Here is a 12,811-nt window from a genome sequence, read left to right on the forward strand (position 1 = left end):
CGCCCGACGGGGCAGAGGAGCCAGCCGCTGCGCGCGGCCTGAAGCAGAGGCCCGCCCGGCGGGCAGATTCGCCAGCGTCCAGGCCGTTGGTGCAAACGCGGCGAATCGTGATGGCGCCGCTGCCGACGCGTGCCTGGCTGCAACAGCCCGTACGCCGCCCTCGCTTGGCCGCGGCCTGCGGCGTACGGCGTACGGCGTACGGCGTACGGCTGCCCCATCGTTAGCCGAGAGTCCTATATGCCTAGTCGCCCAGCTTTTCTCCAGATCCGCAAGATTGCCGTGGCCTCGCTTATGGCGTTGGCCATGCCCACGGCCATGGCGTGGACCAACAAGACCGTCCGGGTGCTGGTGCCGGCCCCAGCCGGCGGGACCATGGATGCATTGGCTCGCGTGCTCGCCGACCAGCTGACGGCAGACCTTGGCCATCCTGTGGTGGTCGACAACAAGCCAGGTGCCGGCGGCGCCATTGCGATCAACACCTTGCTGGCTGCGCCGTCCGATGGACAGACGATCATGGTCACGGTCACCAATGTATTCACGGAAATCCCCCACGTGATGAAGGTTTCCTTTGATCCGGTGAAGGACATCAGGCCCGTGGCCGCCGTGGGCAAGGTAACCATGGTGCTGGTCGGCTCGACGAGCCTGCCGGCCATGGATCTGGCGAGCCTGATCAGCCATGTGAAGGCCAATCCGGGCAAGCTGAGCTTTGCTTCTCCCAGTGCCGGCACGGTCGGCCACTATGCGGGCATGATCATGAACCAGAAATCCGGCATGGATCTGCAGCACGTGCCGTTCCCGGGCTCTCCCCCGGCGCTGACACAAGTCATGGGCGGACAGGTCACCGTGATGTACGACGGCATGGTGACCTCGCTGCCGATGATCAAGGCCGGCAAGCTTCGCGCCTATGCCTTGGCAGCAAGGCAGCGTTCGCCGCTGTTGCCGCAAGTCCCGACCTTTGTCGAACTAGGCTATCCGGATATTGACTTCAGCAACTTGGGAGGGGTTTTCGTCTCCGCAAAGGTGCCGCCTGACGTCCTCCAGAAAATCCACGCAGCAGTTTACAAGGCAGCCTCGAAACCCAATGTGCAAGAGCGGATCGCTGCGCTTGGCCTGGAGGCCGTGCCAGCGCAGCCCCTGTCGGAACTCAGTCAGTCCTTGCGTACTGAGTACGACCGCAATGCCCGCATCGTCAAGGCCTACCATATACAGCCGTAACCTCCCCGGCCCAGGCGATGCCCGGGGGGGAAGACTGCAACAGCAACTACTCTGGCCCACCACGACTGCGCGGCCGCACGGCAACTTCGCCCGCCGCGACTTCGAATGCTGCCAGCGAGCATCGCGGTCTGATTTGACGGATCTTGCCGGCGGATTTCTAGATCACGACACTTAAATGGTGCCTGTTCGACAATGGCACACCGAGGTGTCATCCTACGGGGACTGAAGACTATGTCTGCCTCTGAACGATTCCTGGTAACCGGGGCGCTAGGCTGTATCGGTGCGTGGACGGTACGCCGTCTGGTGCAGGAAGGCATACCTGTGGTCGCATTCGATTCAGACAGCGACGTGCGGCGCCTGCGCCTGCTGATGGATGATGCCGAACTGTCGCGCGTGGATATTGTTCACGGCGACATTGCCAACCTGGGCCCGCTGCAGGAAATCCTGGATACGCATCGCATCACGCATCTCATCCATCTTGCGGCCCTGCTGCATCCACGCTTCAAGAGCGATCCTCCACTGGGCGCCCGCGTCAACGTGATGGGCGCAGTGAACCTGTTCGAGGCGGCGGCCCAGCGCGCGGACCAGATCCGTCGTATCGTGTATGCCTCGTCGGTTGCGGTGTACGACAAGTCCGACGCAGTGGATGATGAAGTCATCATGCACCATAGCCCCGGACATCCGACAACCCTTTATGGCGTGTTCAAGCAAGCCGAGGAGGCAATGGCGCGCGTGTATTTTCAGGACAGGGGGGTCTCGAGCATCGGCCTCCGCCCGGCAACCGTGTTTGGCGCCGGGCGAGACTATGGCCTCACGGCGGCGCCGACCCAGGCGGTCCTTGCGGCGGCGCTCGGGCGCCCATTCCATATTCCGTACAGCGGCCGCAGTCATGTTCACTACGTCGACGACCTCGCACGCACACTCATCGCCTGCGCACGTTCTGACCATCGCGGCGCCGAGGTCTTCAACATACGTGGAAGCGTCGTGGATATGCGCGAGGTCGTGGCGACAATCGAAGCTGTGGTTCCGGCGACACGCGGAACCATCACCTGCGCCGGCCCAGCGCTGGAGCTTCCGGACGACTACGACGCTACCGCACTGGAGCAGGTGATTGGTCCCCTGCCGCGCACGCCGTTGCGAGAAGCCGTGGCTGAGACGTTCGGGATCTTCCGCCACAAGATCGCCAGCGGCGAGATCCGCGATAACTGACGGCAGCCATGCAAACCCTTGCCGATAGGACCCGCACCGGCTTCAGTGTCCCGAATCACCGTTTCGCGGCCTCGCACACCTCTCCCAGACGGCCTCCTCTCGTTTTCCCGCACTGTCCCGAAATGCATTGAGGTTGTCCCGGTTAGTCAAGCGCCGCGGCTACCGATCCCTAATACTCCGACAGGCACTGACGGTGATGCAAAGCACCGCGTGCCATACGGTTAGCCGGCAGTCCAGCACATCCGCCTGTTCAGCGATTCCGGAACCGGCCTTCCCGCATCACACAGCAAAGAAGAAGGAGGAGATTTGTCTATGAAGCTCAGGAGCATGGCAATGGCCGCATTGCTCGCCTGTTCGGGAAATGCCTTTGCGCAGTCGAGCGTCACGCTCTACGGCGTAGCCGACATCAACTTGGAGTATGTCAATCACGTCGGCGCGATCCCGACGGCTGCCAACCAGTTCAACCGCGGACCGTCCAACAACGTCTACCGCATGAACTCGGGCGGCTTCTCCGGATCCCGCTGGGGTATTCGCGGCACGGAAGACCTCGGCAGCGGCCTGAAGGCAATGTTCGTGCTTGAAAACGGCTTCAATGTCGACACCGGCACGCTTCAGCAAGGCGGCCGCATGTTCGGGCGCCAAGCATTCGTGGGCGTGCAAAAGGCCGGCATCGGCCAGATCACCCTGGGCCGCCAGTACGCCTCGATGTTCGAAGCGCTGGCCAATTTCGTACCCGCTGCGTATGCCACGCAATACGAGCCTACGGTGCTGTTGACCGGTCCGAACTTCCGCGCGGACAACACCGTCAAGTACACCGGCAAGTTCGGCCCGGTGACGGCGCTGGCACACTGGTCGTTTGGTACCGGCCTGGCTCTTCCCCAGACCGTGGGTGTGGCTACGCCGATCGGTGGCAACGGCGAAGTCCCTGGCCATTTCCGCCGCGACACGGCCTATGGCGCCGCGGTGGCCTACCTGGGCGGGCCCTTTGGCGTCACCGTCGGCTACGACCAGTGGAACCCGACCATCGGCACCAGCAGCGGCACTGTGAAGAAGGTTGCGGTTGGCTCCAGCTACACCATCGGCAGTCAGGCGAAGATCATGGGCGGTTATCGCTGGGGCCAGAACAAGAACGCGGCGGACGTGGTGATCCAGCGCGATGACTTCTACTGGATCGGCGCCACTTACCAGGTCACACCCGCCATTGGCCTGACATTGGAATACAACTACGACAACGTCAAGAGCCTGTTCGGCGACACGCATGTCGCCAATCCCTGGCAGATTGCGTTCATTGCCAACTACGCCTTTTCCAAGCGCACCGACCTCTACCTCTCTACCGCATATGCCAAAAACGCTGGACTGATGATGGAGTCGCTGGCAACGGTATTCGCCAACAGCCTGTCGCTGGGCAACAGCTATACGCTGGCCAACGGCCAGAGCAACATGCTTGGCGTAGCACTTGGGATCCGCCACAAGTTCTGAAGCACCACGGGGCTGGACGGCGGCATGCTGCCGCGCCGGCCCCATTCCCATGCTCGTTTTCGGCCGCACACGGACTGTCCTGGGCGGCCCCTTTTGTCACGCCGGCGGTTTCGCGGCTTCGCTGCCGACTGGCGATACCCCCATGCGCACAGGCGCTGGATGCCGCGTTCGGACAGGAGCGAGGACTCAGCCATCGTGGTTTCCCTAGCTGTCCCGAAATGTCAAATCAATGACTCATATTGTCAATGCGCGTCGCACCATTGCCCGATACTTTTGACACCGTAGCGCGATGTCCAGGGGTAGCGCAGCAATGCACGCAGCCTCCCCCAAACCGCGTGCCGCAGATCTGGTCCATTGCCGTTGTCCGCGCTGCGCAACCTGTATGTGCCATCAAGCTGATGCCATGAATGATTCACTGACTCTCTCGGTCGACGCCTACTTCGACCTGATCTGCCCGTGGTGCCTGATCGGCAAGCGGCATCTCGACACCGCCATCGCCCAGCTTGCCCGCGAGCGCCCGGACGTTGCCGTGAATGTGGTGTGGCGGTCCTACCCGCTGATCCCGGGCACGCCGCCCGCAGGCTTGCCCTACCGCGATTTCTACGTGGCACGCCTAGGCAGTCCCGAGGCCGTGAGGGCCCGGCAGGCTCAGGTTTGCGCCGCTGCACAGGAAGCAGGCCTCACGCTGGCGCTGGACCGTATCGAAGTCTTCCCCAGCACCCTGCTGGCCCATCGCCTGGTGCGCTTCGCCCGGCAGCAGGCGGGGGCCGAGGCCGCATCCGCACTGATCGGCCAGTTGTTCACGCGCTACTTTGTCGAGGCCCAGAACATCGGTGACCCGCAGGTGCTGCGCCAGGCGCTGGAAGCATGCGGCATTCCGACGCCCACCGCCGACGCCCCCGTGCACCACGACTTGGACTGGCTGCCGCCCCTGCGCGACGCCGAAGACCTGCCTTTGCAGACCGGACTCGGCGTGCCCCACTTTATCTTCAACGGCAAACACAGCGTCTCCGGCGCGCTGCCCCCTGCCGCGCTGCTGGGGGCCATGCGGGATGCGCTGATGGGCGCCAGGCTGCGCGCAACGTCAGCTCAGCCTGAACGCCGTCGGTAATGCGAGACATCGGCAAACACTCTCTTTCCTGCACGATCCCGTACCAGCCGGCAACACAGCCGGCGCGGGCGCCCCACATCCATAACGAGGAGACACACATGCCCATCCGCCCTGCCCTCACGCGCGCACGCCGCGCCGCCGTCGCCGCCGTCCTGGCCCTGGCGATGCCTGCGGCCATGGCGTGGACTGGCAAGCCCGTCCGGGTGCTGATTCCCGCCCCCGCCGGCGGGACCATGGACGTGCTGGCCCGCGTGCTGACCGACCAGCTCATCGCAGAGCTGGGCCAGCCCGTGGTGATCGATAACAAGCCGGGCGCCGGAGGCGCCATCGCAATCAACACGATGCTGGCGGCGCCGCCCGACGGCCTGACTATCCTGGTCTCGACCACCAACGTGCTCACCGAGATCCCGCATGTGACGAAGGTCTCCTTTGATCCGATGAAGGATGTGAAGCCCGTGACTGCCGTGGCCAGGTCGAGCTTGCTACTGGTCGGGTCGTCAAACCTGCCGGCCAAGGATCTGCCGGGCCTGATCAGCTATGTGAAGTCCCATCCGGGCAAACTGAGCTTTGCCTCCTACAGCGCAGGCACGGTCGCCCACTATGCCGGGACCATCATGAACCAGAAGACCGGCATGGATCTGCAACATGTGCCGTTTGCCGGCGCCCCGCCCGCCCTGACCCAGGTCATGGGCGGCCAGATTGCCGTGATGTACGACGGCATGGTGTCCTCCCTGCCGATGATCAGGGCCGGCAAGCTCCACGCCTTCGCCCTGGCCGCGAAGGAGCGATCGCCGCTGCTGCCCCAGGTGCCGACCTTCGCCGAATTGGGCTATCCGGACATTGATTTCAACAACTGGGTGGGCGTCTTCGTATCGGCCCAGGTGCCGACAGACGTGGTCCAGAAAATCCAGGCGGCCGTCAACAAGGCAGCTTCGACACGCAAGGTGCAGGAACGAATCCTCGCACTTGGCTTTGAAACGGTTCCGCCCCAGAGCCCTGCGCAGCTCAGCCAGACATTGCGCACCGAATTCGACCGCAATGCCAGCATCGTCAAGACCTATCAGATCCGGCCTTGACGCCGCCAGCCCGGGCAAGTACCCAGCGGCACGGCACACATGCACGCGCTGAATATAGTAATTTTCAAGGAGACATGAAATGGCAAAAGCAATTCGCTTCTACGAAACCGGCAGCGCCGACGTCCTCAAGCTCGAATCTGTCGAGGTCGGTGACCCTGGCCCAGGCCAGGCACGCGTAAGGCATACCTATATCGCCGTCAACTTCATCGACATCTATTTCCGCACCGGCCACTATCCGCTGGCACTCCCGAACGGCCTCGGTTCCGACGCAGTGGGCGTTGTCGAGGCCGTCGGCCCCGGCGTGACCGATATCCGCGTCGGTGACCGCGTGGGGTACCTGCTGGGCCCGCAGGGCGCATACTCGGACGTGCGGCTCATGCCTGCCGAAGTGCTGATTCCCCTGCCGGACGGCGTCTCCGATCGCACGGCCTCGACGCTCATCATGAAGGGCATGACGGCCCAATACCTGTTCCGCCAGGTCTACCCGCTCAAGGGCGGAGAAACCATCCTCTATCACGCGGCGGCCGGCGGCGTGGGCCTGATCGCCTGCCAATGGGCTCGCGCCCTCGGCGTGACCATGATCGGCACTGTCAGCACCGACGAGAAAGCTGAGGTCGCAAAGGCCAATGGCTGCGCGCACACCATCGTGACTTCGCGCGAGAGCATCGTCGATCGCGTGATGGAAATCACCGACGGCAAGAAGGTGCCGGTCGTGTTCGACTCGGTAGGCAAGTCCACGCTTGACGCATCGCTTTCCTGCCTGCAGGTGCGCGGCACCCTCGTCAGCAACGGCACGACCTCCGGGCCGGTGGAAATCGACAGCAGGACGCTCGCGGCCAAGGGCTCGCTGTGGGTGACCCGTCCGGCGATGGTGCACTACGCCACGCCGCGTCCGCACATGCTCGCCATGGCGAACGAGGTGTTTGACATGGTACTGGCCGGCAAGATCCAGAGCGAGCCGAAGCAGTCGTTCGCGCTTGAGGAGGCCGCGCAGGCACACCGCGCGCTGGAATCCAGGCAGACCAGCGGCGCCACTGTACTTGTGCCCTAACGCTGACACGCTGCTGCGCGCGGGCGACGTCCTCGCCCGGCGCGAAGACGCCAGGCAAGCCACTCCGTGGTGCGCCGACTCAATTGACTGCGCACTCGCTTCCCCGATACCTCACGCATGGGGTGCTGTCCATCGAAACCTGAAGGAGCATTGATTGCACTTCCCAAGCCGTTCCCTGGATTATGCCGAGACTCCGGCAGCGGTAGGGCTTTCCGCGCACCGGCTGCAGGCCATCTCGTCGGTACTCAGCCGCGATGTCACTCGACGAAGGATACCGGGAGCCGTCGTGCTGGTGGCGCGCAGAGGCCGGCTGGCCTGGTTCGAAGCCTTTGGCTTCGAGAATGCGGATGAGCCATCGCGCCCGATGCAACGCCATTCCGTCTTCCGCATTTCTGCAATGACCAGGCCAATCGTCGGCGTGGCAGCGCTGACGTTGATGGAAGAAGGCAGGCTGGCGCTGAACGACTCGGTCGAAGGTTTCATTCCGGAGTTCGCCGGCCTGCAGGTGGGCATCGAGTCAGTCGACGCGAATACCGGTGAACGCCGCCTCGAGCTCGAGCCGGTCCGGCGCGCCATGACCGTTCACGACCTGTTCCGGCACACATCCGGCCTGACTTATGGGCAGTTTGGTGATTCGCTGGTCCAGCGCCGCTATCGCGACAACGGCCTCATGGATCCCCGCCAGACCAACGCGGAAATGATCGCAAAGCTGGCGGTCCTGCCCCTGCAATGCCAGCCGGGCGAGGTGTTCGAGTACGGAATGTCCACGGACGTGCTTGGCCGCATCATCGAGATCATCTCGGGTATGGACCTTGACCGCTTCATCGCCGAGCGCGTCGCACAACCGCTGCGCTTGCACGCAACCGGCTTCCGGCTGGCCAGCCAGCATGGTGCAGGCCTAGCGTTGCCGTTTCGCCATCCGGGCTGCGCGCCTGGCGCCCTGTTCGACTATGACGAAGACGATCCGCCACGGTGGCATTCCGGTGGTGCCGGCCTGCTGTCCACTGCCGGCGACTATGCCAGGTTCTGCCAGATGCTGCTAAACGGCGGCGTGCTCGAAGGCGTGCGCCTGCTCTCGCGCAAAAGCGTCGACCTCATGCTCAGCGGGCATTTGCCTCAGGCCGTACGCTACGGCATGTCGACGAAAGGCTTGGGTATCAATGCGCCGTTGCCGGAGATGGGACAGGGCTATGGCCTGGCCGTGGGGATGCGCACCAACCAGGGCTTATGCCCGGTACCGGGTTCCGTCGGCGATTTTTACTGGGGCGGCGCCCTTGGCACCTATTTCTGGGCAGACCCGAGAGAGCAACTGATTGCCATCCTGATGCTGCAGGAAACCGATCTGGCAACACGCGTCTGGTACCGGACATTGCTGCGCAACGTGGTGTATGGGGCACTGGAAGACTGAGCAGGCGGAAACCCTGTGGCTATCGGGGCGTCGCGCGGTTCCCGTGTATGGCGCCTCGCGCAAACTTTGGAGAAGCATGTATGACGAAAATGAACCGGCGCTGGATCCTAAAGCGGTATCCAGTCGGCGACATCAGCGACCATGATCTTCAGCTGGTCGAAGCGCCGCTACCGGAGCCGGCAGACGGCGAAATCCTGGTGCGCAACATCTACCTCATGGTGGCGCCGACCAATCGCATCTGGATGAGCCAGATCGATCAGTACATGGCACCCGTGGCGCTTGGCGAGGTGATGCGCGGCGTCACCATGGGCGTGGTGGTCCAGTCAAACCATCCGGACTTCGAGCCCGGCGACATCGTTGAAGGCGGCATGGCCTGGGAAGAGTACTCGGTGGCGAAGCACGCCCGGCGCGTCCCGGTGGAGTACGGCCTGCCCCTGCACGCATTCGCGAGCGTACTGGGCAACTCCGGCATGACCGCCTACTTTGGCATGCTCGACATTGCCAGGCCGAAGGCAGGCGACACCATTGTCGTGTCCGCTGCAGCCGGTGGCGTGGGCTCGATCGCCGGCCAGATCGGCAAGATACTCGGCTGCCGGGTGGTCGGCGTTGCGGGCGGGGACAGCAAATGCCGGCTTGTCCGGGAGGAGTTCGGCCTGGACGCCTGTGTCGACTACAAGGGGGAGAACCTGCTCGCCGACCTCCGCGCCGCTTGCCCGCGCGGCATTGACGTCGACTTCGAGAACGTGGGCGGCGACACCATGGATGCCGTGCTGACGCTCATCAATCCGGGCGCCCGCATCGCGTTGTGCGGGATGATCTCGACCTACAACGCAAGCGGCGACTGGTGGAGCCCGAAGATGTTCCGCAACGTCATCATGAAGCGCGCCCGGATCGAAGGCTTCCTCATTTCCGATTATCTGCCGAGATTTCCGGAAGCCGTGCAGGTCATGGCGAAATGGGTCAAGGACGGCCAGCTCAGGTACCGCGTCGACATTGTCGATGGCATCGAGCAGGCTCCTGTTGCCCTGAACCGTCTGTTCACCGGCAAGAACATCGGCAAGCAGATCGTCCGGCTTTCCCCTGAACCTGCGCTCGGCTGAATGCCGCAGCCATACACCCGACACCCATGACCCACACGCAGATCACCGGCAACGCCGGTCCAGGCGCCCGCCGCCGCCTCGACGACTTCCAGGGCAAGACAGCAATCATCACTGGCGCAGCGTCAGGCATCGGCCTGGCATTGGCCGAGGCACTGGCGGCGCGCGGCGCCGATCTCGCGCTTGCCGACATCGACGCGCGCGGGCTCGACGCGGCACGTGCACGGCTGGGACCGAGCGGAAGACGCATCTGCACACGCGTACTCGATGTTTCGTCCGATGCGGACGTACGCGATGCGGCCTCGGAGTTCGAGGCGAAGCTTGGAAAGATCCATCTCGTCTTCAACAACGCCGGCATCGATATGAGCGGCGAACTGACGTCCCTTTCCGAAATGGACTGGCAACGCACCTTCGGCATCAACGTGTTTGGCGTGATCCACGGCATACGCCATTTCCTGCCACTGCTGCGCCGTCACGGCGAGCCAGCCCATCTCGTCAACACTGCCTCAGGCGCTGGCTTCTGGGTGAACGGCGACTTTCCGATGGGCGCCTACGCCGCCACGAAATTCAGCGTGGTCGCCCTCTCCGAGGCGCTCGAACAAGAACTCTCCGGCACCGGCATTGGTGTATCAGTGCTTTGCCCGGGGCCGGTGAGGACACCGATCGCGGAACGCTCAAGCCATGCAAGCGAACAGTTCAGGGCCACCGTCGCCGCAGGCGCGGCCCCCGAGCTGGTCGCTGGCCTGGCGCTGGAGGCGATCCGTGCGGGCGAGTTTTACATCTTCACGCCGACGCGCATGCGGCCGCGACTTGAACAGCGATTCGCGCGAATTCTCGAGGCGTTGGAACGCACCCCGGCATGACAACCTGACCGGTCACGACATGATTCATCTGATTCTCCTTCTCAAGCGGCGCGAAGATGAGGACCGTCTTGAATTCCTGCGCTACTGGCGCGACGTGCATGCGCCGCTGGCAGCGAGCCGGCCCGGCGTGCGCCGCTACGTCCAGAACACAGTTTCGACTGTCCCTGGGACGACCTCGCCGTACGACTGCGTGGACGAGATCTGGGTCGACGATGTGGCCGCTGCCGACGGCCTGCTACGCAGTGTGAATGACGGCAGCGCGGGCAAGCTGATCGACGTTCGGCACAGTGTGAGCCTGCAGACCACGGATCACGTGATGCACGCCGGCGCTCAGATCGGCAAGGACGAATCGCTGCCAAAGAGAATGACCTTCTTCAAGCGAAAGCAGGGCCTGAGCCGGGAAGACATGTTGCACTACTGGCGGAGTAAGCATGGGCCGTTGGCCGCCTCGGTGCCCCGTCTGCGCCGCTATGTGCAAAGCGCCATGCTGCAAACGGCATACATGCCTGGCGAGCCGCGCTTTGACGGCGTCGCGCAGATCTGGCTGGAAGATGATGCGGCACTGCAGGCTGTGGTGAGCTCGAAGCTGTTCCGTGAATCGGTCAAGCCGGACGAAGCCAATTTCGTCGCCCTGGATACCGTCATAACGCTCTCAATGGACGAAGAACGCCGGGTGGTCTGGCCAGAACCAGCCTGACCAGTTCCCGCCCCGGCGCCGCGGCCGTGCATCAGCCGCCCTGCCCCTCCCTGATCCGGTTGTGCAGTACCGCACGCAGGTCTTCGCCGTAACCGGTGAGCGTGCCACCGTCGACAGCCAGCATCTGGCCCGTGATCATGTCCGCCCGTTTGCTGGCCAGGAACGAAACCGCTTCCCCGATCTCTTCGGGGGCACAGAATCGGCCCAGGGGCACCGTCCGCCTGATCAACGCCGCCCGCTTCTCCGGGCTCGCATAAGCCTCGATCGCAGGCGTGAGGATGCCACCAGGGCACACCGCATTCACGTTGATGCGCTGATCCGCCAGTTCCCACGCGAGATGCTGAGTCAGTCCCGTGACCGCGTGCTTGGACGCGGTGTACTCCAGGCTGCTGAAGTACGCCATGCGCAGGCCCGCGACCGAGCCTATGTTGACGATCTTCCCCTTGCCTTGCTTGTTCATGGCCGGAATGACTGCCTGACAGCAAAGCAGGATGCCTTTCGCGTTTACCGCCATCACGCGGTCCCAGTTCTCCTCCGTCACGTCTCCGGCGCGGGCCGACGTCCCACCCACGCCAGCGTTGTTGACCAGGATGTCGATGGCACCGAACGCCTCGAGGGTCTTGTCGGCCATCGCTTCCGTGTCGGGCTTCCTGGTGACATCGGCCCGGATCGCCACCGCGCGCCTTCCCTCCGGATCGAGGCTGGAAGCGACGCGCCTGGCTGCGTCAAGGTCCAGGTCTACTACAGCGACCTTCGCTCCTTCACGCGCCAGGACACGCGCTATGCCTTCGCCTCCGCCCTGGCCTGCACCGGTGACAATTGCAACCTTGTCCTTCAGCTCCATGCTTTTTACCTCCTTGCAAATCTGCGCTGGACATCCCCCCGCCTGCCGACAGGGGGACGAAGTCCCGCTAGTTGTGAACTGCCAATGTTCCTGCCACCGCATCGCCATGCCGCGAAAGCGTCGCGATCAGCTGGTCAGCCATCGGCCATTCGCCGAACCCGGAGGCCGGATTCAGGTGGCCGACATTGCCCAGGTCGACCAGCTGGCTCTGCCACGCCCTGGCTAACCCGGCGGATCGCTCAAAGCTGCCCAGCGGATCGTTCCGGCTCGCAGCCACGATGCTGGGAAACGGCAGCGGCTCGCGTGGCACAGGTAGCCAGCCTGACCTGGCCAGCGCCTCAACCGTCGGGTAGCCTCCGGGCATCGGTTGCTCGAAATCGGGCGGCGCGGCCAGCAACGCTCCCTGAACCGCGCGGCGGTATCGGAGCGCCCAGTGAGCGACCATGATCACGCCGCCACTGTGCGCAACGATGACCACCGGGCCGTCGATGCCCGCCACGGCTGCCTCGATCGCTTCCATGCGCGACCCGCAATCGAGATCCTCGCGCCCCATCGGCGCTACGCTGGCCACCGGCCGGTCCTCCGCGCGCAGGCGGGCCTCCAGCAGGGTCTGCCAATGCTGCGCCACATGGTCGCGAAGCCCCGGCACGATCACGATCGTCGGAACTGTGCTTGCCTTGCTCATGTCTCTCCTTCCACGGCGTGCATTGATGCCGGACTCAGACCGCTGCCCGCACGAGGCTGAGCGCAGCGCGCTCCCT

Annotated in this window: 12 protein-coding genes; 10 read left to right on the top strand and 2 right to left on the bottom strand. The window is 64.0% G+C overall.

Annotated features, from left to right (window positions below):
• Window positions 1–237: 237 nt before the first annotated feature.
• The 10 genes from ACW4E8_RS40605 (at window position 238) to ACW4E8_RS40650 (ending at window position 11,206) form a co-directional block, all read left to right on the top strand.
• The gene (locus ACW4E8_RS40605) at window positions 238–1,215 is read left to right on the top strand and encodes a Bug family tripartite tricarboxylate transporter substrate binding protein (RefSeq protein ID WP_456809643.1); all 978 of its coding nucleotides are present in this window, start codon (window positions 238–240) and stop codon (window positions 1,213–1,215) included.
• A gap of 231 nt (window positions 1,216–1,446) precedes the next feature.
• Window positions 1,447–2,424, top strand: a complete 978-nt coding sequence (locus ACW4E8_RS40610) for an NAD-dependent epimerase/dehydratase family protein (RefSeq protein WP_456809632.1) — start codon at window positions 1,447–1,449, stop codon at window positions 2,422–2,424.
• 312 nt (window positions 2,425–2,736) lie between these two features.
• Entirely contained in the window at window positions 2,737–3,903 is a 1,167-nt protein-coding gene (locus ACW4E8_RS40615) for a porin (protein WP_456809633.1), read from the top strand.
• A 403-nt stretch (window positions 3,904–4,306) separates the two neighbouring features.
• A complete protein-coding gene (locus ACW4E8_RS40620) occupies window positions 4,307–5,014 on the top strand; it encodes a DsbA family oxidoreductase (protein WP_456809634.1) in 708 nt (235 codons plus the stop codon).
• 98 nt (window positions 5,015–5,112) lie between these two features.
• Complete coding sequence (locus tag ACW4E8_RS40625) at window positions 5,113–6,090, top strand: tripartite tricarboxylate transporter substrate binding protein (protein ID WP_456809635.1); 978 nt, start codon at window positions 5,113–5,115, stop codon at window positions 6,088–6,090.
• A 79-nt stretch (window positions 6,091–6,169) separates the two neighbouring features.
• The gene (locus ACW4E8_RS40630; RefSeq protein ID WP_456809636.1) at window positions 6,170–7,141 is read left to right on the top strand and encodes a quinone oxidoreductase family protein; all 972 of its coding nucleotides are present in this window, start codon (window positions 6,170–6,172) and stop codon (window positions 7,139–7,141) included.
• A 154-nt stretch (window positions 7,142–7,295) separates the two neighbouring features.
• Window positions 7,296–8,549 (top strand): serine hydrolase domain-containing protein, encoded by a 1,254-nt coding sequence (locus ACW4E8_RS40635; RefSeq protein ID WP_456809637.1) that lies wholly within the window; start codon window positions 7,296–7,298, stop codon window positions 8,547–8,549.
• A 47-nt stretch (window positions 8,550–8,596) separates the two neighbouring features.
• Window positions 8,597–9,649 carry an NADP-dependent oxidoreductase gene (locus ACW4E8_RS40640; RefSeq protein ID WP_456809638.1) on the top strand — a complete coding sequence of 351 codons (1,053 nt, stop codon included), beginning with the start codon at window positions 8,597–8,599 and terminating at the stop codon, window positions 9,647–9,649.
• A 26-nt stretch (window positions 9,650–9,675) separates the two neighbouring features.
• The gene (locus ACW4E8_RS40645; RefSeq protein WP_456809639.1) at window positions 9,676–10,509 is read left to right on the top strand and encodes an SDR family NAD(P)-dependent oxidoreductase; all 834 of its coding nucleotides are present in this window, start codon (window positions 9,676–9,678) and stop codon (window positions 10,507–10,509) included.
• A 19-nt stretch (window positions 10,510–10,528) separates the two neighbouring features.
• Window positions 10,529–11,206, top strand: a complete 678-nt coding sequence (locus ACW4E8_RS40650; RefSeq protein ID WP_456809640.1) for an EthD domain-containing protein — start codon at window positions 10,529–10,531, stop codon at window positions 11,204–11,206.
• A 31-nt stretch (window positions 11,207–11,237) separates the two neighbouring features.
• Here ACW4E8_RS40650 and ACW4E8_RS40655 read toward each other — a convergent pair whose 3' ends face one another.
• Window positions 11,238–12,050, bottom strand: coding sequence for an SDR family NAD(P)-dependent oxidoreductase (locus ACW4E8_RS40655; protein ID WP_456809641.1), 813 nt, complete (start codon window positions 12,048–12,050; stop codon window positions 11,238–11,240).
• 67 nt (window positions 12,051–12,117) lie between these two features.
• On the bottom strand, window positions 12,118–12,735 hold the full coding sequence (locus ACW4E8_RS40660) for an RBBP9/YdeN family alpha/beta hydrolase (protein WP_456809642.1): 618 nt from the start codon (window positions 12,733–12,735) through the stop codon (window positions 12,118–12,120).
• Window positions 12,736–12,811: the final 76 nt, after the last annotated feature.

The organism is Cupriavidus sp. CP313, from assembly GCF_054072015.1.

Excerpts from the sequence above, each read along its gene's own strand:
- ACW4E8_RS40605 (WP_456809643.1), top strand. The coding sequence starts at position 238 with ATGCCTAGTCGCCCAGCTTTTCTCCAGATCCGCAAGATTGCCGTGGCC.
- ACW4E8_RS40610 (WP_456809632.1), top strand. The coding sequence starts at position 1,447 with ATGTCTGCCTCTGAACGATTCCTGGTAACCGGGGCGCTAGGCTGTATC.
- ACW4E8_RS40615 (WP_456809633.1), top strand. The coding sequence starts at position 2,737 with ATGAAGCTCAGGAGCATGGCAATGGCCGCATTGCTCGCCTGTTCGGGA.
- ACW4E8_RS40620 (WP_456809634.1), top strand. The coding sequence starts at position 4,307 with ATGAATGATTCACTGACTCTCTCGGTCGACGCCTACTTCGACCTGATC.
- ACW4E8_RS40625 (WP_456809635.1), top strand. The coding sequence starts at position 5,113 with ATGCCCATCCGCCCTGCCCTCACGCGCGCACGCCGCGCCGCCGTCGCC.
- ACW4E8_RS40630 (WP_456809636.1), top strand. The coding sequence starts at position 6,170 with ATGGCAAAAGCAATTCGCTTCTACGAAACCGGCAGCGCCGACGTCCTC.
- ACW4E8_RS40640 (WP_456809638.1), top strand. The coding sequence starts at position 8,597 with ATGGCGCCTCGCGCAAACTTTGGAGAAGCATGTATGACGAAAATGAAC.
- ACW4E8_RS40645 (WP_456809639.1), top strand. The coding sequence starts at position 9,676 with ATGACCCACACGCAGATCACCGGCAACGCCGGTCCAGGCGCCCGCCGC.
- ACW4E8_RS40650 (WP_456809640.1), top strand. The coding sequence starts at position 10,529 with ATGATTCATCTGATTCTCCTTCTCAAGCGGCGCGAAGATGAGGACCGT.
- ACW4E8_RS40655 (WP_456809641.1), bottom strand. The coding sequence starts at position 12,050 with ATGGAGCTGAAGGACAAGGTTGCAATTGTCACCGGTGCAGGCCAGGGC.
- ACW4E8_RS40660 (WP_456809642.1), bottom strand. The coding sequence starts at position 12,735 with ATGAGCAAGGCAAGCACAGTTCCGACGATCGTGATCGTGCCGGGGCTT.